19 protein-coding genes and 2 tRNA genes are annotated in these 19,004 nt (G+C 37.1%); 15 read left to right on the top strand and 6 right to left on the bottom strand.

The window, feature by feature from the left end:
- Nucleotides 1-23: 23 nt before the first annotated feature.
- Nucleotides 24-479 carry a YaiI/YqxD family protein gene (locus B8W84_RS05300; RefSeq protein WP_094752242.1) on the bottom strand — a complete coding sequence of 152 codons (456 nt, stop codon included), beginning with the start codon at nucleotides 477-479 and terminating at the stop codon, nucleotides 24-26.
- A gap of 303 nt (nucleotides 480-782) precedes the next feature.
- Between B8W84_RS05300 and B8W84_RS05295 the strand changes: the two genes are divergently transcribed.
- Together B8W84_RS05295 and dcd are read left to right on the top strand one after the other, a co-directional pair.
- Entirely contained in the window at nucleotides 783-992 is a 210-nt protein-coding gene (locus tag B8W84_RS05295; RefSeq protein ID WP_015465653.1) for a cold-shock protein, read from the top strand.
- A gap of 158 nt (nucleotides 993-1,150) precedes the next feature.
- Nucleotides 1,151-1,735: a dCTP deaminase gene (gene dcd, locus B8W84_RS05290; protein WP_094752241.1), complete on the top strand. Its 585-nt coding sequence runs from the start codon at nucleotides 1,151-1,153 to the stop codon at nucleotides 1,733-1,735.
- A gap of 141 nt (nucleotides 1,736-1,876) precedes the next feature.
- On the opposite strand, the gene B8W84_RS08190 is transcribed toward dcd, so the two are convergent.
- From B8W84_RS08190 to B8W84_RS05270, 4 genes are all read right to left on the bottom strand, one after another.
- A complete protein-coding gene (locus B8W84_RS08190; RefSeq protein ID WP_094752240.1) occupies nucleotides 1,877-2,269 on the bottom strand; it encodes an RNA recognition motif domain-containing protein in 393 nt (130 codons plus the stop codon).
- 135 nt (nucleotides 2,270-2,404) lie between these two features.
- A complete protein-coding gene (locus tag B8W84_RS05280) occupies nucleotides 2,405-3,097 on the bottom strand; it encodes an alpha/beta fold hydrolase (protein ID WP_094752239.1) in 693 nt (230 codons plus the stop codon).
- Between the two features lie 236 nt (nucleotides 3,098-3,333).
- The gene (locus B8W84_RS05275; protein WP_094752746.1) at nucleotides 3,334-4,065 is read right to left on the bottom strand and encodes an SDR family oxidoreductase; all 732 of its coding nucleotides are present in this window, start codon (nucleotides 4,063-4,065) and stop codon (nucleotides 3,334-3,336) included.
- Nucleotides 4,066-4,095: 30 nt separating this feature from the next.
- Nucleotides 4,096-4,515 (bottom strand): VOC family protein, encoded by a 420-nt coding sequence (locus tag B8W84_RS05270; RefSeq protein ID WP_094752238.1) that lies wholly within the window; start codon nucleotides 4,513-4,515, stop codon nucleotides 4,096-4,098.
- A gap of 164 nt (nucleotides 4,516-4,679) precedes the next feature.
- On the opposite strand from B8W84_RS05270, the gene prfC reads away from it, so the two are divergent.
- From prfC to greA, 3 genes are all read left to right on the top strand, one after another.
- Nucleotides 4,680-6,266 (top strand): peptide chain release factor 3, encoded by a 1,587-nt coding sequence (gene prfC, locus B8W84_RS05265; RefSeq protein WP_094752237.1) that lies wholly within the window; start codon nucleotides 4,680-4,682, stop codon nucleotides 6,264-6,266.
- Nucleotides 6,267-6,318: 52 nt separating this feature from the next.
- Complete coding sequence (locus tag B8W84_RS05260; protein ID WP_094752236.1) at nucleotides 6,319-7,092, top strand: TatD family hydrolase; 774 nt, start codon at nucleotides 6,319-6,321, stop codon at nucleotides 7,090-7,092.
- Between the two features lie 66 nt (nucleotides 7,093-7,158).
- A complete protein-coding gene (greA, locus tag B8W84_RS05255) occupies nucleotides 7,159-7,638 on the top strand; it encodes a transcription elongation factor GreA (RefSeq protein WP_094752235.1) in 480 nt (159 codons plus the stop codon).
- A gap of 62 nt (nucleotides 7,639-7,700) precedes the next feature.
- Here the strand turns inward: greA and yhbY are convergent, their stop codons facing one another.
- Nucleotides 7,701-7,997, bottom strand: coding sequence for a ribosome assembly RNA-binding protein YhbY (gene yhbY, locus B8W84_RS05250; protein WP_094752234.1), 297 nt, complete (start codon nucleotides 7,995-7,997; stop codon nucleotides 7,701-7,703).
- A gap of 126 nt (nucleotides 7,998-8,123) precedes the next feature.
- Between yhbY and rlmE the strand changes: the two genes are divergently transcribed.
- The 10 genes from rlmE (at nucleotide 8,124) to infB (ending at nucleotide 18,963) form a co-directional block, all read left to right on the top strand.
- Entirely contained in the window at nucleotides 8,124-8,753 is a 630-nt protein-coding gene (gene rlmE / locus B8W84_RS05245; protein WP_374220148.1) for a 23S rRNA (uridine(2552)-2'-O)-methyltransferase RlmE, read from the top strand.
- Between the two features lie 187 nt (nucleotides 8,754-8,940).
- On the top strand, nucleotides 8,941-10,893 hold the full coding sequence (gene ftsH / locus B8W84_RS05240) for an ATP-dependent zinc metalloprotease FtsH (RefSeq protein WP_219349783.1): 1,953 nt from the start codon (nucleotides 8,941-8,943) through the stop codon (nucleotides 10,891-10,893).
- Nucleotides 10,894-10,964: 71 nt separating this feature from the next.
- Nucleotides 10,965-11,798 (top strand): dihydropteroate synthase, encoded by an 834-nt coding sequence (gene folP / locus B8W84_RS05235; protein ID WP_094752231.1) that lies wholly within the window; start codon nucleotides 10,965-10,967, stop codon nucleotides 11,796-11,798.
- A 13-nt stretch (nucleotides 11,799-11,811) separates the two neighbouring features.
- Nucleotides 11,812-13,143 carry a phosphoglucosamine mutase gene (gene glmM, locus B8W84_RS05230; RefSeq protein WP_094752230.1) on the top strand — a complete coding sequence of 444 codons (1,332 nt, stop codon included), beginning with the start codon at nucleotides 11,812-11,814 and terminating at the stop codon, nucleotides 13,141-13,143.
- Nucleotides 13,144-13,336: 193 nt separating this feature from the next.
- Complete coding sequence (gene secG, locus B8W84_RS05225; protein WP_094752229.1) at nucleotides 13,337-13,678, top strand: preprotein translocase subunit SecG; 342 nt, start codon at nucleotides 13,337-13,339, stop codon at nucleotides 13,676-13,678.
- Nucleotides 13,679-13,687: 9 nt separating this feature from the next.
- A tRNA-Leu gene (locus B8W84_RS05220) sits at nucleotides 13,688-13,772 on the top strand.
- A gap of 92 nt (nucleotides 13,773-13,864) precedes the next feature.
- Nucleotides 13,865-13,941 (top strand) — tRNA-Met (locus B8W84_RS05215).
- 373 nt (nucleotides 13,942-14,314) lie between these two features.
- Nucleotides 14,315-14,773, top strand: coding sequence for a ribosome maturation factor RimP (rimP, locus tag B8W84_RS05210; protein ID WP_094752228.1), 459 nt, complete (start codon nucleotides 14,315-14,317; stop codon nucleotides 14,771-14,773).
- A gap of 15 nt (nucleotides 14,774-14,788) precedes the next feature.
- Nucleotides 14,789-16,291, top strand: a complete 1,503-nt coding sequence (gene nusA, locus B8W84_RS05205) for a transcription termination factor NusA (RefSeq protein WP_094752227.1) — start codon at nucleotides 14,789-14,791, stop codon at nucleotides 16,289-16,291.
- Nucleotides 16,292-16,311: 20 nt separating this feature from the next.
- Nucleotides 16,312-18,963, top strand: a complete 2,652-nt coding sequence (infB, locus tag B8W84_RS05200) for a translation initiation factor IF-2 (protein ID WP_094752226.1) — start codon at nucleotides 16,312-16,314, stop codon at nucleotides 18,961-18,963.
- Nucleotides 18,964-19,004: the final 41 nt, after the last annotated feature.

Genomic DNA, 19,004 nt, shown 5'->3' with positions numbered 1-19,004 from the left:
ATGAAAATAAACCTTGTGTCTTGTCAGGCACAAGGTTTATTTTTTTGTAGCCAGCGATCTAAAGCATTTGCAAAGGATTGTTTTTCTTTATCGGAAAATTTATTTTGACCTCCGGTTATTTGTCCCATATCGCGCATTTCTTGAGAAATATTTCGCATCGCTAAGCGTTGGCGGATGTTATCGGGGGTATATAACTCACCACGAGGGTTAAGTGCACATATTTTCATCGCCACTAATTCCGCGGCTAAAGGGATATCTTGGGTTATTACTAGATCGCTACTATTTGCATGTTGAATAATGTAATTATCTGCCACATCAAAGCCGTGTTCAACCTGTACTCGCTTTATAAGAGTTCGGTTAGGCAAAGGGATAGGGCTGTTGGCTACGAAGACTAAAGCCATGTTGGTGCGCTGGCTAGCGCGTATAATAATATTTTTTACTGGCACGGGGCAGGCATCCGCATCTATCCAAATTGTCATCTATATACTCGTCAATATCAAAGAGCAATAATATAACATTAAATGTGTGAACTGTGTTAAGCGCTTTTATGCAAGCAGAGACAATAGTATTTATTTTATAAAAAAACAGGCTTTTTGATAAATAGAGATTGACTATATAAGTAAGATATATATACTTTGTCGTAGCTTGAAAGTTCGTTTGATATTTATGTTTCAATGTTCCGTATTATGTACCGAATCCTATACTTCATAAGTAATAGCAACACTTCCAGCGAAAGCCCTTGATTTATCAAGGTTAATTTAGTCAATAAATAGGATATAACTATGTCTACAACTACTACTGGTACAGTAAAATGGTTCAATGAATCTAAAGGTTTTGGTTTCATCGAGCAAGAAAATGGTCCTGACGTTTTTGCACATTTCTCTGCAATCGTAAGCAATGGTTTTAAAACTCTTGCTGAAGGCCAAAAAGTACAGTTTACTGTTACTCAAGGTCAAAAAGGTCCTCAAGCAGAAAACATCGTAGCGCTATAATATAGCCTCGATGGACTTTAAATAGTCCATTCTGATTTGAAAAAAAAGGTGAGTCATTGACTGGCCTTTTTTTATGCCTGTCGTAAAATTCCTTTTAATATAATGACGTGACTGTATACTGCGTTTATTAATCGAAAATATTACTGGAGTTTCCCCCTATGCGATTGTGTGATACCCATATAGAAGAATATTTAGATACAGGTAAAATAGTGATAGATCCACGGCCTGAAGAAAGTGCAATATCAGGTGTTAGTGTTGATGTTCGTCTAGGCAATAAATTCCGTGTGTTTAATGAGCACAAAATGCCATATTTAGATCTTTCTGGACCAAAAGCAGATGTGGATGTAGCTTTAGATAAGATAATGAGTGATGAAATAATTATTCCTGCTCACGAAGCTTTTTATTTGCATCCAGGGGAGCTTGCTCTTGCTGTCACTCTTGAAAAAGTCACATTGCCTGATGATATTGTGGGCTGGCTTGATGGTCGCTCGTCATTAGCGCGCTTAGGGTTAATGGTGCATGTTACTGCGCATCGTATTGATCCCGGCTGGTCGGGTTGTATTGTTTTAGAATTTTATAATAGTGGTAAGTTACCACTTGCTCTGCGCCCAGGCATGACAATTGGTGCTTTGAGTTTTGAAACGTTATCTGCACCGGCAGCAAGACCTTATAATAAACGTGCGAATGCAAAATATAAAAATCAGCAAGGGCCTGTTTCTAGCCGAATTAGTGAAGATAACTAAGCAGTCAATGTATTTGTAGGTATTTAATATTTTGTAAAAGGGTCTTAGAGTGACTTAAGCCATAAGATTAATTAATGATATGGCTTATTTTATAATGAGAGAAGGTCGTTATAAACGCGCTCTTGGATTTATAAAAAGTAATTAATCGGCATCATGCTCTTTGATCTTTCCGTATAAATGCGCAACATTTTCATCGTTGTCGATAACGCTGTTGTTCTCTTTTACTTTTGGGACTTGTTTAAATTGTACGGATACTTTTTTTGGTTCAATGGCTACTTTTATATCATCACCTTCTTTATGCTCTGCTTTTTTCACTCGGAGAATATTGCCGGCTAATTTATAGCCATTTAGTTTTTTCATAGCAAGCTTAGCATCACCAGAGCGAGGCATCTCAACAAAACCAAACCCTTTTGATTTTCCCGTTTTTTTATCAAGCACTAAAGTACAATATTGTACGGTTCCGTATTCACTAAATAAACTTAATATCTTTTCTTCTGTACTTATTGTTGCAATATTACGCACTAATAATTTCATAAAACACCACTATTGATTAAATCGTTATTATGCCTATTGTAGCAAATATTTACACTTGCGAGTGAGACTTTGTTGTAAGTCACAAATAAGAGCCATCGTTTTGATTTTGTTTAAACGACTTATTCTGTATTGTTATTATAAAGCAGTCCATCTTAAGACAATCGTAGCTAATTTACTTGGTTGTTCTAAAGGTAAGAAATGACCAGAATCACTAATTTCTTTATAGTGAAAGTTATCAGGAGCTAAGGCGTTAATAATATTCTTATTGAATGTTTGATCCATATCGCCAAACACAATGTAAGTGGGTATTGATAGAAAATTTAATTTTTCATATAGATTATATCTAGTCGTTGTAGCAAGTATCTGATTTTGTACTGCTATGGGTTCCATCGATTTGCTCATTTTTATTATTTTTTCATGTAAATCAATATCATCTTTTCTAATCGGATGTAGCACTGCTGTTATCGATTCTTTATGTAAGCCAGAGAATCCTTCTCTTTTAATAAAACTTACAAATTTTTTACGCGACTCGATTTCTTTCTGTTCTAGTTTATTTAAGGAATCGGATATCACCAAAAGCTTATTCACTCTATGAGGAAATTTGAGTGTGAAAGCAGACAGAAGAAAGCCTCCAAAAGAAAATCCTAGCAAATTCGATGCAGTGTCAGGTAATTGCTCATCGAGAAAATTTATAATTTCGCTAACAGAATTTCTTACTGGGATATTTATGTTAATTATCTCGATACAAGATGGTAGGTTTTTAAGTAATTCATCCCAAACTTCAACATTACAAAAGGTTCCAGGAACAGCATAAATTATTATGGACATAATACCCTCGAATAAATACTCACGTAATGCGGATGAAACTAGAAAAACATCGGCCCGTATTAGTGTGCGTGCTTACTAGGGCAATAAGAGATGTTCTTGATTCATTTAAATAATTGGCAAATGCCAATCCGGAATTGGAAATCGGTCATGGCTTTATGATAGAATTTGAATGTTAATTTATAATTACAAAGAATTATTTAAAGGGTCGAAAAATACGTTTTTGGCTTGTTATATAGCTATTTTCCACCTGCTACATCGATAAATGTACCCGTAATAAAAGAAGCTTCACTTGATAATAAAAAAGCTATGGAAGCGGCAACGTCTACAGGGTTACCACCCCGTTGTAATGGTATCAAATTTCTAATCCGTTCTACTCTATTAGGTTCACCGCCGTCGGCGTGTATTTCAGTGTAAATAAAGCCTGGTCTCACACAATTAACACGAATATTTTTATTAGCAACCTCAATAGATAAACCTATTGTTAATGTGTCAATAGCCCCTTTTGATGCGGCATAATCAACATACTCAGAGGGTGAGCCTAATCGTGAGGCGACAGAAGAAACATTAACAATAGCCCCTCCATTTTTCATTCGGTTTATTGCTTCTTTGCAACATAAAAAATAGCTAGTGACATTAGTCGAAAATATTTTGTTAATTCTTTCAGCTGACATTTCAGAAACTTTCATTTTTGGTAGTAATATTCCTGCATTATTTACTAAGTGAGTGATTTTACCCAATGATTTATCAATGGTATCAAAAAGTTTAATGACTTCATTCTCTTTTGATACATCAGCTTGCACTGCAATAGCGACGCCACCATCCCTTTCTATTTCTGTAACAATCTTATTTGCTTCTATTTCATTTGATATATAATTAACGCAAACAGCATAACTTTGTTTTGCTAGATATTTTGAGGTTGCAGCCCCGATTCCTCTACTACCACCTGTAACTAACACAATCGAGTTCATAAGCATTCCGATATTTAACTTTTGATACATTTATTCGTATAAAAACTTCTCTGTAGGATCTTGAGTACTATACTCAATTAACTCCCATTCAAATCCAAAATTATCGAAGAAATATAACCTTTTACGATATTTTTCTACAGGAGTTTCAATACTACGTTTGTATCCATATTTCACTAAATCTTTTTCTACTTTCAAAAGATCACTAACAATAATTGCAATATGATTAACACCGTAATTCTTATATGTTTTTCGTGGGCTTTCAGGATCAGATCCAAAATGAGGTTCCTGAAGGGCAAAATAGCATTCATCATTACCAATATGAACCCAACGATAACTAGTGGATGATTTTACATCCTTTCTTATTTTGAAATCAGGTGCGATTATTTGAATAAATTTAATCGCTTCGTCTATATTCGGAACCGTGATATTTAAATGTTCAATTTTCGACACGAATTACTCCTATTATAATGTATAACCGTTTATTAGAGCGCATGCATATTCTTATTCTTTCAATGATCCTTGTAACATAAAATACGAGGAATAAATAGTTTTTATATAAACCGAACGCACACATATGTGTACATAATAGTGTACATAATCAAAGAGAGTGGTTAATGTCGATTAAAGAATTAGTAGATAGCGTGGGGCGTAGACGGACGTTTGCTATAATATCTCACCCCGATGCGGGTAAAACGACCATTACTGAAAAAGTATTACTTTTTGGTAATGCTCTGCAAAAAGCGGGTACAGTGAAAGGTAAAAAATCGGGACAGCATGCAAAGTCCGATTGGATGGAAATTGAAAAAGAACGAGGAATTTCTATTACAACCTCTGTCATGCAGTTTCCTTATCGTGATTGTATTATTAACCTGCTTGATACTCCTGGGCATGAAGATTTCTCTGAAGATACATATCGTACGCTGACGGCGGTAGATTCTTGTTTAATGGTTATTGATTCGGCTAAAGGGGTTGAAAAAAGAACTATTAAACTAATGGAAGTGACACGATTACGTGATACGCCGATCATTACATTTATGAATAAATGTGATCGTGATATTCGCGATCCCATTGACTTAATGGATGAAGTGGAAGACGTGTTAGATATTGTTTGTGCCCCTATCACTTGGCCCATCGGTATGGGTAAAGAATTTAAAGGTGTCTATCATCTTGTTCGCGATGAAGTTATTTTATATTCAACAGGGCAAGGCCATACTATTCAAGATAGCCGTATCATTAAGGGCTTACATAATCCTGAATTAGATGACATATTACCATTACATATTGATCTATTACGAGATGAGATGGAGTTAGTATTAGGTGCCTCGAATAAGTTTGATTTAGAAATGTTCTTAAGTGGAGAATTGACGCCGGTTTATTTTGGAACTGCATTAGGTAATTTTGGTGTAGATCACGTATTAGATGGTTTAATACAATGGGCGCCAAAACCATTATCGCGCGTGACAAAACAGCGAGTTGTAGAGCCTACAGAAGAAATGTTTTCGGGATTTATCTTTAAAATTCAAGCAAATATGGATCCTAAGCATCGAGATCGTATTGCTTTTATGCGTATTTGTTCTGGTAAATATGAAAAAGGCATGAAAATGTTTCATGTGCGCACGGGTAAAAAAATGACGGTTACGGATGCCGTTACTTTTATGGCCGGCGATAGACGCGCGATAGAAGAGTCCTATGCGGGAGATATTATCGGTCTACATAATCACGGCACTATTCAAATTGGTGATGCATTTACTTTGGGTGAAGAATTAAAATTTACAGGGATCCCAAATTTTTCTCCAGAGATGTTTCGCCGCATTCGTTTAAAAGATCCTTTAAAGCAAAAGCAATTATTAAAAGGTTTAATGCAACTTTCAGAAGAAGGTGCGGTACAGGTATTTCGCCCATTACGCAGTAATGATCTTATTGTAGGTGCTGTGGGTGTACTGCAATTTGAAGTGGTTGTTCAACGTTTAAAATCAGAATATAAAGTGGATGCTATTTACGAGGGCATAAATGTGGCAACTGCACTTTGGGTCGATAGTGAAGACTCTAAAAAAATGTCTGAATTCGAGAAAAAAGCTTATGATAATCTTGCGTTAGATGGAAGCAATAACTTAACTTATGTTGCGCCGACAATGATTAACTTAAATTTAGCGATTGAACGTTATCCGGCGATTAATTTCCGTAAAACACGAGAGCATTAATATTTAAGGGTGCTTTTTGAATATTTATTGGACTTTTAAGGATTGAATTCGCATGTTTATAGATAGCCATTGTCATCTTAATTTTAAGTGTTTTAATGATGACATTATGGCTATTCTTGCGCAGTTAAAAGAAAAAAAGATAAATAAACTGATAATTCCATCAACACACGCTAAAGAGTGGGCTAGTATCCAACATATGGCGCAAACGCATGATGTTATTTATTATGCGTTAGGGGTGCACACGCAATTTTTGCATTCATATAAAGAAAGTGATCTTAAGTATTTACAAACTCTTTTAGAAAAAAAACCTAAAAAATGTGTGGCGTTAGGTGAAATCGGTTTAGATAAAGGAGTCTCTTTTTCTGCAGAAGAGCAAGAAATACTTTTTATTAAGCAATTACAGTTAGCCGAAAAATTCCAATTACCTATTATATTGCACTGTGTTAAAAAACAAGGACGCGTCTTAGAAATTTTAAAAGCATGTCATTTTTCACAAGGAGGTGTTTATCATGGTTTTTCTGCTAGTGTTGAGGTTGGTAATGAGTTTATAAAATTAGGCTTTAAGCTGGGGATCGGTGGCGTAATAACCCATCCTAATGCGATAAAAGTACGCGCGAGTATCGCGCATTTACCATTAACCTCTCTCTTGTTAGAAACCGATGCACCAGATATGCATTTACACCAACAAAGTCAAAAAAACAATACACCTCTAAATGTTATTCCTATTTTTGAGTGTTTAAATAATCTACGTAATGAAGAGAAATCTTGCATTAGTACACAACTTTATAAAAATACGTTGGCAATTTTTCCCTTAATCGGTGACTAAATATAAAAATCAGCGTAAAATATTACTTTTTCAAAATAGATTAAAACCGAAATAAGGTGATTTTTAATGGTTCAATATCCAATGACAGCCGCTGGAGCTGCCTCTTTACGTGCAGAGCTTGAGCAGTTAAAAAACGAAACACGGCCCCAAATTATTGCGGCGATAGCGGAAGCTCGTGAACATGGTGATTTAAAAGAAAATGCTGAATACCATGCAGCAAGAGAACAGCAAGGTTTTTGTGAAGGGCGTATTCAAGATATTGATGCGAAGCTTTCTCATGTACAAATTATAGATGTGAGTAAATTAACGAATAACGGCAAAGTGATATTTGGAACAACGGTGACGATTGTTAATGTTAATACTGATGAAGAGGTTACTTATAAAATAGTAGGTGATGATGAAGCAAATATTAAACTAAACCTTATCTCTGTTAATTCACCTATTGCTAGAGGGTTGATTGGTAAGAAAATAGACGATGAACTAATTATCCAAACACCGGGTGGCGCGATTGAATATGAAATAATTAATGTTCAATATATTGCATAGTTTTAGTAAATAAAGATATAAAAAAGCCCAGCATAACTGGGCTTTTGTATTAATTGGAGGTGTTATTTGCGTGGTAAGTCTATTATTTTTTCTTCACTTTGGCGGTATAACACAACCACATGGCCAATTTTAGTGATATTAATTGCTTCTGTTTCACGTACGATAGCATCGATAATTAATTGCTTCATTTCACGATCATCTGTTGCGATTTTCACTTTGATAAGCTCATGGAAGTTAAGCGCATTCTCAATTTCAGCGAGTACGCCTTCGGTTAAGCCATTTTGTCCAAGAAGTACAATTGGTTTAAGGGAATGAGCTAAGCCTTTAAGGTGCTTCTTTTGTTTATTTGATAAGTTCATACAAATTCTTTTATTTAAGGTTAAAAATAGGGCATTCTACCCTTTAATATTATACTTTACTATTTATAAAGGTGCAGGAAAAAATTAATGGGTAAAAAAGTTAATTCGGGGAATAATGCCCCCGGTGTGTTAAAAAAAAGCAATTCAGGTAGTTCAAAGCGTTGGATGCAAGAACATGTTAATGATTTTTATGTCAAAGAAGCAAATCGGTTAGGTTTGCGTTCTCGCGCAGTTTTTAAATTGGAAGAGATAAATAATAAAGATAAACTGATCCGATCGGGTATGACTGTCGTTGATTTAGGTGCTGCTCCTGGGAGTTGGTCTCAATGGTGTGTCGATAAAGTTGGTTTAAGAGGTAAAGTGATAGCTTGTGATATTTTAGCGATGGATTCTATTGCGGGTGTTGATTTTTTACAGGGTGATTTCCGTGATGAAGCGGTTCTAAATGCATTGTTAAAGCGTATAGGCACAAAAAAAGTGGATGTGGTCTTGTCCGATATGGCACCGAATATGAGTGGCAATGCGGCGATGGATCAACCCAAGTCGATGTATTTAGTCGAGCTCGCTCTTGAAATGTGCTCTGATGTCTTAAAAAAAGACGGTAGTTTTATTGTAAAGGTGTTTATGGGAGCAGATTTTGATACCTTTATGAAGGAACTTAAAAAGAAATTTAAAGTCGTAAAAACGCGCAAACCTGATTCTTCTCGAGCACGCTCAAGAGAGGTTTATCTTGTAGCAATGGGTTTTAGCGTTTGATACATAATTGTCATTTTATGGCAAAATATATAGTAGCGACTATTTTTAAACTGTAGTAGTCTATAGTTGAATTTTATTTATTAATTACGAGGTTTACAGCAAAATATATAGTAGCGACTATTTTTAAACTGTAGTAGTCTATAGTTGAATTTTATTTATTAATTACGAGGTTTACATCTTGAACGATATGGCAAAAAACCTGATATTGTGGTTGGTGATCGCAGTAGTCTTAATGTCTTTATTCCAAGGCTTTGGATCAGATAAGAGTAAGCAATCCGCAATGGATTACACCACTTTTGTAAAAGAAGTAAACCGAGGGCAGATTCAACAAGTGCAAATTGATGGATCTGTTATCAGTGGTATACAAAGCAATCAAAATGAATTTGTTACTTATATTCCAGCACCAGATTTAGATCTGCTTAATGATTTACTCAAAAACAATGTAAAAGTAGAAGGCAAAGCACCAGAAACTACCAGTTTCTTAGCATCTATATTTGTTTCATGGTTCCCGATGATTTTACTGATTGGTGTGTGGATATTCTTCATGCGTAACATGCAAGGCGGAGGCAAAGGCGGTGCTATGTCCTTTGGTAAAAGCAAAGCTAAATTGGTAGGTGAAGATCAAATAAAAACCACTTTTGCGGATGTCGCGGGGTGTGATGAGGCAAAAGAAGATGTTAAAGAATTAGTTGATTACTTAAAAGACTCAACAAAATTTCAGCGTTTAGGTGGTCGCATTCCTACCGGGGTGTTATTGGTCGGACCTCCTGGTACGGGTAAAACTTTACTTGCGAAAGCGATTGCGGGTGAAGCTAAAGTACCTTTCTTTGCTATATCCGGCTCTGATTTTGTGGAAATGTTTGTGGGTGTTGGTGCATCTCGAGTTCGAGATATGTTTGAACAAGCTAAAAAGTCAGCACCATGTATTATTTTCATTGATGAAATTGATGCCGTTGGCCGTCAACGTGGCTCCGGCATGGGTGGAGGTAATGATGAACGTGAGCAAACATTAAACCAATTACTTGTTGAAATGGATGGTTTTGAAGGCAATGAAGGTGTAATTGTCATCGCTGCTACAAATAGACCCGATGTTTTAGATGTCGCTTTACTACGACCAGGCCGTTTTGATAGACAAGTGATGGTTGCTTTACCCGATGTGCGCGGGCGTGAACAAATTCTTAATGTACATATGCGTAAAGTGCCTTTGGCAGATGATGTGAAATCTAGCATTCTAGCGCGAGGAACCCCTGGTTTTTCAGGTGCTGATTTAGCAAACTTAGTCAATGAAGCAGCACTATTTGCGGCGCGTAGTAATAAGCGGGTAATTAATAGTGAAGATTTCGAGCAAGCACGCGATAAAATATTGATGGGAGCTGAACGTCGTAGTTTAGTGATGCGCGAAGAAGATAAAGAATCAACGGCATACCATGAAGCAGGACATGCGATTGTTGCGCGCTTAGTACCAAAACATCATCCTATTCATAAAGTGACCATTATTCCTCGTGGACGTTCATTAGGCGTGACACAATTTTTACCTGAAGGTGATCAAATTAGTCAAAATCGTTTAGAGCTTGAAAGTAGTATTTCAGTTGCATACGGTGGACGAATAGCAGAAGAGCTTATCTATGGTAAAGATAGAGTTTCTACTGGTGCATCGCAAGATATTAAACAAGCATCTTCGATTGCGCGAGCAATGGTGACCGAATGGGGTTTCTCGGACAAATTAGGTCCAATATTATTGATAGCAGAGCCTAATTCATTGCGTTCAAATACGATTTCATCTGAAACGGGTAAAATAATTGATGATGAAGTTAAAGCGTTTGTTGAGGTTAATTATAATCGAGCATATAAATTATTAGAGGATAATATTGATATTTTACATGCTATGAAAGATGCGTTAATGAAATTTGAAACCATTGATGCGCATCAAGTTGATGATTTAATGGCGCGTATTGAAGTTCGTTTACCCAAAGATTGGGGTGATGATGAACAACCTAAAGAGGGTGATAAAAAAAGCCATCAAGAATCTAAGTCCGATGAAAATGAAACATCCTCACCGGAACACGATGAGAATGTTATTGACCAACGGGTCGATGACGATGCACATAACGAAGATAATAAGCGCGAAGATAAAGAATAAGTAAAGATTGCTAAAAAAGCCTAAGCTTGCTTAGGTTTTTTTTATGTGTGTAGAAAAAGAGTTGAAATAGAATGCAATTAAAAAGTGGCTCTAAGGTACTTGATTTAAAGTTCGCACAAGTTATGGGAATTTTAAATGTGACGCCGGATTCGTTTTCGGATGCAGGGAAATTTAAAAACCTCGATATAGCACTCAAACGAGCTCTTGAGATGCTTGCACAAGGTGCCAGTATTATTGATGTTGGCGGTGAGTCAACGCGCCCTGGTGCGCCGGATGTAAGCTTAGATGAAGAGTTAGCGCGAGTTTTGCCCATTATTGAAAAAATAAAACAAAATAGTGACTGTTGGATATCCATCGATACGAGTAAAGCACAAGTGATGCGAGAGGCTGTACACGCAGGGGCGTCAATCCTAAATGATGTACGCGCGTTACAAGGCGAAGGTGCATTACAAGCTGCCGCTCAATTGAACGTGCCAGTATGTTTAATGCATATGCAAGGAGCTCCGCGCTCAATGCAGAGTGACCCCCGCTATGCTAATCTGTACTCTGATGTGAAAGATTTTTTAGAGCAACGTATCGAAGCTTGTTTACAAATAGGTATCAAAAAAGAGCAGATAATCCTTGATTTGGGTTTTGGTTTTGGTAAAACAATGGATCATAACTTTGCATTATTAAGTGCAACACATAAATTTGTTGCACTTGGTTACCCTCTATTGACAGGTATTTCTCGCAAATCAATGTTTGGTCAATTATTAAATCGTCAATTATCAGACCGTTTAGCGGGTAGTCTGGCAGGCGCTTTAATTGCGGTACAACAGGGATCTAAAATAATACGTGTGCATGATGTTGGCGCGACTGTTGATATCATTAAAGTTTTAAATAAAGTTAACTCTTTTAATAAATAAGAAGAAAATAGGCATGAAAAAAAAATATTTTGGTACGGATGGTATTCGAGGTAAAGTCGGTGAATCATTAATAACCCCTGAGTTTGCTCTTAAATTAGGTTGGGCTGCGGGACGAGTGCTTGCAAAAACGGGAACGAAAAAAGTATTAATAGGTAAAGATCCACGTATATCAGGCTATATGCTCGAAGCTGCGTTGCAGGCAGGTTTAACAGCTGCGGGTTTGCGTCCAGTATTAATGGGGCCGATGCCCACGCCTGCTATCGCTTATTTAACGCATACTTTTAGAGCGGCTGCCGGAATTGTTATCAGTGCATCACATAATCCATATTATGATAATGGTATTAAATTTTTTAATGCACAAGGCACTAAATTGTCAGAAAAAGTTGAACTTGAAATTGAAGCTGAAATTGATAAAGAGTTAATATGTGTAGAGTCAAGTAAATTAGGGAAAGCTTACCGAATTACAGATGCGGCAGGGCGCTATATTGAGTTTTGTAAAAGCACATTTCCTATCCAACAAAATTTAAATAATTTTAAAATAGTCGTCGACTGTGCAAATGGTGCGACTTATCATATTGCACCGTCAGTGTTGAGCGAATTAGGGGCCTCTATTGTCACAATGGGTGTTGAGCCGAATGGTGTTAACATTAATTTAAACTGTGGCGCAACGAGTATGCAGGCTATTTCTGAGCGTGTAGTGCAAGAAAAAGCAGATTTTGGTATTGCATATGATGGTGATGGTGATCGAGTGATGATGGTCGATCATACCGGTTATGTCTTAGATGGTGATGAGTTAATATATATTATTGCGCGGGATAGATTACGTAATGGAACTTTAAATGGTGGTGTTGTTGGCACTAAAATGTCTAATTTAGGCTTAGAGATAGCGTTGAAAAAATTAGGTATTCCTTTTGAAAGAAGTGATGTCGGCGATCGTCATGTAATGGAGTTGATGAAAAAGAATGGTTGGTCTCTTGGGGCTGAAAATTCAGGTCATGTTATCTGCTCTGAATATTTAGAAACAGGAGATGGCATCGTTTCTGGTTTACAAGTGATAGCTGCTATGAAAAGCAGTCGTTTAACGTTACATGAGTTACGCCAAGGCATGTGTAAATATCCGCAAGTAATGTTAAATATTCGCTTTGATAACGCGATTGATCCATTACAAGATAAAGATGTATTAGCAGAGCAAGTACGAATTCAAGCTTTACTTGCTGATCATGGGCGCGTGTTATTACGAAAATCAGGAACAGAGCCTGTCTTTAGAGTGATGGTTGAATCAGATGAAGCAGAAGAAGTGGTGCGTGGGTATGCACAATCGATTGCAGATAAAGTAAAAATATAATACTTAAATAAAAGCGAAGAGCGCTCTTTTATGTGTTTTTTGTTTAAAAATTATACGCTTAAAGCATATAATGCTGAAACTTGTAAAATTATTCTGTTATTTACTTGTAGTTCTCTTTGCTTTTAAGTATTATCAGCGCGCTTCCTTAGGGAGTTTAATATAAATACTTTCGGAAAATATCGGGTATATTCTTATGTATGAAATGCTATTAGTTGTTTATTTGATTGTTTCTATTATCTTAATTGGATTTGTTTTAGTTCAGCAAGGTAAAGGCGCGGGTATGGGAGCTTCGTTTGGCTCTGGTGCATCAAACACAGTATTCGGAGCAAGTGGCTCTGGAAACTTTATGACGCGAACTACCGCTGTATTAGCTATTGTCTTTTTTGTATTAAGTTTAGCTCTAGGGAATTTGTCTGCAAACAAAATTTCTGTTGATGATGTTTTTTCAGACTTAAATGTAAGTAAAGTTGTTGAAAAAACAGTTAAAGCACCTGTTAAAGTTGAAGTTGATAATTCGACTAAGATCCCAGAGTAAATAAATAAAGCGGATGTGGTGGAATTGGTAGACACGCAGCCTTGAGGGGGCTGTGGCTTAGGCCGTGAGAGTTCAAGTCTCTCCATCCGCACCAAATTAATGTAATGTTGATATTAAAGAATTGCCTCAAGAGTAAATAGTAGATATAATATCGGCATTATTTAGGTTTAGCCTAAAAGTAACAGACGCGAGATGGAGCAGTTTGGTAGCTCGTCGGGCTCATAACCCGAAGGTCGTAGGTTCGAATCCTGCTCTCGCAACCATATATAGAATATGTGTTTCTATTAAGAAGTGAATGTAATAACTTCTTAATAATGCCAGTAAAGATGTAAGTGTCATCATACTTGCAAGCATGTTCGTATTCAAATTGTTAATCTGCATGTATGATAGAAACATTTATAATGCTCAGATTTCCATTACATTCGATATTGTATTTCCAATAGCAATATCTTGTTCAGTAAATGAACAAACCGAATGAAGCTCCAATTTATTGGGGCTTTTTTGTGTTTTGCAAATAGTAAATATATCTGTTTGTATAAATGACTGGTTTATTAAACAGTTATGATTAATTTAATAGGGCTAAAGGCCCTTTTTTCGTTTCATTGCCTCAAGTCGGGGCTTAAAAAGGGGATAAATTTGGCAAGTTTAGAACAACGATTAACTGAAATGTTCACACCAAGTGTAGAAGATTTAGGTTATGAATTAGTGGGGATTGAATATACTCGTGCAGGACAACATTCAATATTGCGTGTTTATATTGATCAAGATACTGGTATTTTAGTAGGTGACTGTGCGGCAGTAAGTCGTCAAATTAGTGCGTTGATGGATGTAGAAGATCCTATAACTAACGAATATACATTAGAAGTTTCATCTCCAGGTTTAGAGCGTCCGCTTTTTAGTGCTACACATTATCAATCTTTTATTGGTTCTGAAGTAAAAATTCAATTACGTATGCCAATACAAAACCGTCGTAGATGGAAAGGGATAATTGCGAGTGTTGAAGGCGAAATTATTAGTATTAATGTAGATGGGACGCTCGAGCGGTTTGCATTAAGCAATATTCAAAAAGCGAATATTGTTCCGAAATTTGATTAATTAAGGCGATGAAAAATGAATAATAAAGAGATATTATTGGTCGTAGAGGCAGTCTCTAATGAAAAAGGCCTTCCTCGTGAGGCCATCTTTGAAGCATTAGAAAGCGCGCTTGCCATTGCTACAAAAAAGAAATACGAAATGGAGATCGAAGTTCGTGTTGAAATTGACCGTGAAACAGGAACATTTGAAACATTTCGTCGTTGGTTAGTATTGGCGCCTGATGCAGAGATGGAAAATCCATGTGCGGAAATGACTTATGAAGCCGCTGTATATGATCAACCAGAAATACAAATTGGTGAATTTATCGAAGATGATATTAAATCTGTCACCTTTGACCGTATTACAACGCAAACTGCCAAGCAAGTTATCGTACAAAAAGTTCGTGAAGCAGAGCGCGCGCAAGTGGTAGAACAATATATTGAGCAAAAAGGCGAGCTGATAACAGGTATCGTTAAACGTATGACTCGTGATAGTATTTTACTTGATTTAGGTGGCAATGCTGAAGCGGTTATTTTCCGTGACGAAATGTTACCGCGTGAAAACTTCCGTCCGGGTGATAGATTACGTGCTCTTTTATATGATGTGCGCCCTGAAGCGCGTGGCGCTCAATTATTTATGACACGTACACAACCGGAAATGTTAATTGAACTTTTCCGGTTAGAGGTGCCAGAGATAGCAGAAGAGATGATTGATTTAATGGCAGCTGCTCGTGATCCTGGATCGCGTGCAAAAATAGCGGTAAAATCAAATGATCAACGTATTGACCCAATAGGTGCTTGTGTTGGTATGCGTGGTGCACGCGTACAAGCAATATCAAGTGAACTCAGTGGAGAACGTGTTGATATTATCCTTTGGGATGAAAATCCAGCTCAATTTGCTATAAATGCAATGTCACCTGCTGAAGTCGCCTCTGTTGTTGTCGATGAAGACGCACACAGTATGGACATCGCGGTTGAAGAAGATAATTTAGCTCAAGCCATTGGTCGTAATGGTCAAAATATTCGTTTAGCATCACAGTTAACAGGCTGGGAATTAAATGTAATGACCGTTGCAGAGCTACAAGAAAAACATCAAGCAGAAGCGGATAGTGTGATCAGTGTTTTTGTAAAAGCACTAGAAATTGATGCAGACTTTGCTGCTGTATTAGTCGATGAAGGATTTACTTCACTTGAAGAAATTGCTTATGTGCCTATCTCGGAATTACTTGAGATTGAAGGTATAGACGAAAAAATGGTTGATGAGTTACGTATGCGAGCTAAGAACGTTTTAGTGACCAAAGCATTAGCTGCTGAAGAAAATCTCGAGGGTGCAAAACCTGCTGCCGATTTACTTGCTTTAGAGGGTTTAGATGCACATCTTGCTTATGTATTTGCGAGTAAAGATATTATCACTCTTGAAAATCTAGCGGAACAAGCGGTTGATGACCTTATTGATATTGAAGAATTGAACGAAGAAAAAGCCGGCAAGCTTATTATGGCTGCCCGTAACATCTGTTGGTTCAGTAATGAAACTGAATAAGCACAGATAGGAGAAAAATTATGTCAGATATTTTATTACAAGATCTTGCTAAAGAATTAAACAAGTCTGCGGACGCATTAGTTAAACAATTTAACCTTGCTGGTATAAACAAAAAAGTAACCGATAAAGTTTCTTTAACAGAAAAAGAAGTATTAACCACTTACCTGCAAAAAAAGCATGGTGGAGAAGTTAATAAAAAAATGACGTTACAGAAAAAAGTAAAGTCGTTGGTGAATGTCAAAGGGCAAGCAAAAGCGGTTAATGTAGAAGTTCGTAAAAAACGTACTTATATAAAGCGTACTGATAGCGAAATTGAAGCAATTAAAGAAGCAGAACTTGCAGAGAAAGCAGCTGAAGTTGCAACTCGTCAGGCGGAATTAAACGCGGATTTAGAAGCGAAAAAAATAGTAGCTGAAAAAGCTCAAGCAGAAAAATTAGCGGCGAAAAAAATAATGGATGAGAAAGCAAAAAAGGCAGCAATGGCGAATAAAGAAAAGCAAAAAGTGCCTAAAGTTAAAAAAACAGACGCACAAATTAAAGCGGACAATGAAGCGGTAGAAATACTTAAAAAAGCGGATGTGCAAGCGAAAGAAAAAGCGGAGAAAGAAGCTTCAGAACAAGCTCAAATCGCGAAAAAATTAGCAGAAGAAAATTCTGGGCGTTGGGCAAAAGAAGAAGCTGAGCGTAAGAAAGCTGCTTCTGAACAAGATTATCATGTGACCTCATCGGCTGCAGCACAAGAAGCTGAAGATGTCTCTGACTCTAAAGCTGAAGGTAATAATCGTCGTAAGAAAAAGAAAAAACCACCACACGCATCGCAACCTGGATACGGTCGTCGTGGTCGTCGTGGTAAAAAATCACATTTAGCCACTCCGTCAGCATTACAACAAGCATTTGAAAAGCCAGTTGCTAAAGTTGAACGTGATGTGAAAATTGGTGAAACCATTACCGTCGCAGAACTTGCTAACAAAATGGCTGTTAAAGCGGTTGAAGTTATCAAAGTGATGATGAAAATGGGTGCGATGGTAACTATTAACCAAGTCATTGATCAAGAAACAGCAACGATTGTCGCTGAAGAAATGGGTCATAAAGTTATTCTAACGAAAGAGAATGAGTTAGAAGAAGCGGTACTTGCAGATGCAAAACAGATTGATGGTATTAAAACACCTCGTGCACCTGTTGTGACAATTATGGGCCATGTTGATCATGGTAAAACATCATTACTCGATTATATTCGTCGTGCAAAAGTAGCAGATAGTGAGGCCGGTGGGATAACCCAACATATAGGTGCTTACCATGTTCAAACGGATAAGGGTGCTATCACTTTCTTAGACACACCAGGACATGCTGCCTTTACAGCAATGCGTTCTCGTGGTGCAAAATCAACCGATATCGTTATCTTAGTCGTTGCTGCGGATGATGGTGTTATGCCACAAACGATTGAAGCGATTCAACATGCTAAAGCTGCGAAAGTGCCATTGATTGTTGCGGTGAATAAAATAGATAAAGAAGGTGCTGATCTGGATCGTGTTAAAACAGAGCTTTCTCAGCATGATATTATTTCAGAAGAATGGGGTGGTGAAAACATTTTTGTACATGTTTCTGCAAAAGTAGGAACGGGCATTGATGAGCTACTTGAAAGTATCTTATTACAAGCTGAAATGTTAGATTTGGATGCAGTTGCAACAGGTCCAGCATCAGGTGTTGTGATTGAATCTCGTTTGGATAAAGGACGTGGTCCAGTGGCGACTATCCTTATTCAAGACGGCGAACTAAAACAGGGTGACATTGTATTATGTGGTCTTGAATATGGTCGTGTTCGAGCAATGCGTAATGAAAATGGTCAGCCTATTATGTCTGCGGGACCTGCGATTCCAGTTGAAGTCCTAGGGCTTTCTGGTGTGCCTCTTGCGGGTGATGAAGCAACGGTAGTGCGTGATGAGAAAAAAGCGCGCGAAGTTGCATTATATCGTCAAGGTAAATTCCGTGATATTAAATTAGCGCGTCAGCAAAAATCTAAACTAGACAATATGTTCCTGAACATGGAATCTGGTGAAGTTTCTGAGCTTAATATTGTATTGAAAGCAGATGTGCAAGGTTCATTAGAAGCGATTTCTGATTCATTAAATAAACTTTCTACTGATGAAGTGAAAGTGAATATTATCGGACGTGGAGTCGGTGGTATTACAGAAACTGATGCATCTCTTGCATCAGCATCTGGCGCGATTGTTATCGGCTTTAATGTACGTGCTGATGCATCTGCACGTAAGTTAATTGATAATGAAGCGGTTGATTTACGTTACTACAGTATTATATATGATCTGATTGATGAAGTTCGTGCTGCAATGAGTGGTTTACTGGCTCCTGAATTTAGACAAGAGATCATTGGTCTTGCGGATGTTCGTGAAGTATTCAAGTCACCAAAAATTGGTGCGATAGCGGGTTGTATGGTTATTGATGGTTTGATTAAACGCAATAATCCAATTCGTGTATTACGTGAAAACATCGTTATTTATGAAGGTGTTCTTGAATCATTACGTCGTTTTAAAGACGATGCTCAAGAAGTACGTAATGGCATGGAATGTGGTATCGGCGTCAAAAACTACAATGATGTTCGTGTAGGCGATCAAATTGAAGTATTTGAAATTGTTGAAGTTAAACGTACACTTTAATTTTAATACTGCAAAATAAAAGAATGGAGGCTAATGCCTCC

The sequence above is a fragment of the Psychromonas sp. CD1 genome, from assembly GCF_002239585.1.
Classification (GTDB): Bacteria; Pseudomonadota; Gammaproteobacteria; order Enterobacterales; family Psychromonadaceae; genus Psychromonas.
Note: the sequence above shows the minus strand (reverse complement) of the source record. Positions and strands in the feature narration are given on the sequence as shown.

Bases quoted from the DNA above. Each gene is read 5' to 3' on its own strand.
- B8W84_RS05300 (WP_094752242.1), bottom strand. From the start codon at position 479: ATGACAATTTGGATAGATGCGGATGCCTGCCCCGTGCCAGTAAAAAAT.
- prfC (WP_094752237.1), top strand. From the start codon at position 4,680: ATGTCGATTAAAGAATTAGTAGATAGCGTGGGGCGTAGACGGACGTTT.
- B8W84_RS05280 (WP_094752239.1), bottom strand. From the start codon at position 3,097: ATGTCCATAATAATTTATGCTGTTCCTGGAACCTTTTGTAATGTTGAA.
- greA (WP_094752235.1), top strand. From the start codon at position 7,159: ATGGTTCAATATCCAATGACAGCCGCTGGAGCTGCCTCTTTACGTGCA.
- infB (WP_094752226.1), top strand. From the start codon at position 16,312: ATGTCAGATATTTTATTACAAGATCTTGCTAAAGAATTAAACAAGTCT.
- yhbY (WP_094752234.1), bottom strand. From the start codon at position 7,997: ATGAACTTATCAAATAAACAAAAGAAGCACCTTAAAGGCTTAGCTCAT.
- ftsH (WP_219349783.1), top strand. From the start codon at position 8,941: ATGGCAAAAAACCTGATATTGTGGTTGGTGATCGCAGTAGTCTTAATG.
- folP (WP_094752231.1), top strand. From the start codon at position 10,965: ATGCAATTAAAAAGTGGCTCTAAGGTACTTGATTTAAAGTTCGCACAA.
- B8W84_RS05295 (WP_015465653.1), top strand. From the start codon at position 783: ATGTCTACAACTACTACTGGTACAGTAAAATGGTTCAATGAATCTAAA.
- nusA (WP_094752227.1), top strand. From the start codon at position 14,789: ATGAATAATAAAGAGATATTATTGGTCGTAGAGGCAGTCTCTAATGAA.
- B8W84_RS05275 (WP_094752746.1), bottom strand. From the start codon at position 4,065: ATGAACTCGATTGTGTTAGTTACAGGTGGTAGTAGAGGAATCGGGGCT.
- glmM (WP_094752230.1), top strand. From the start codon at position 11,812: ATGAAAAAAAAATATTTTGGTACGGATGGTATTCGAGGTAAAGTCGGT.
- B8W84_RS08190 (WP_094752240.1), bottom strand. From the start codon at position 2,269: ATGAAATTATTAGTGCGTAATATTGCAACAATAAGTACAGAAGAAAAG.
- secG (WP_094752229.1), top strand. From the start codon at position 13,337: ATGTATGAAATGCTATTAGTTGTTTATTTGATTGTTTCTATTATCTTA.
- dcd (WP_094752241.1), top strand. From the start codon at position 1,151: ATGCGATTGTGTGATACCCATATAGAAGAATATTTAGATACAGGTAAA.
- B8W84_RS05260 (WP_094752236.1), top strand. From the start codon at position 6,319: ATGTTTATAGATAGCCATTGTCATCTTAATTTTAAGTGTTTTAATGAT.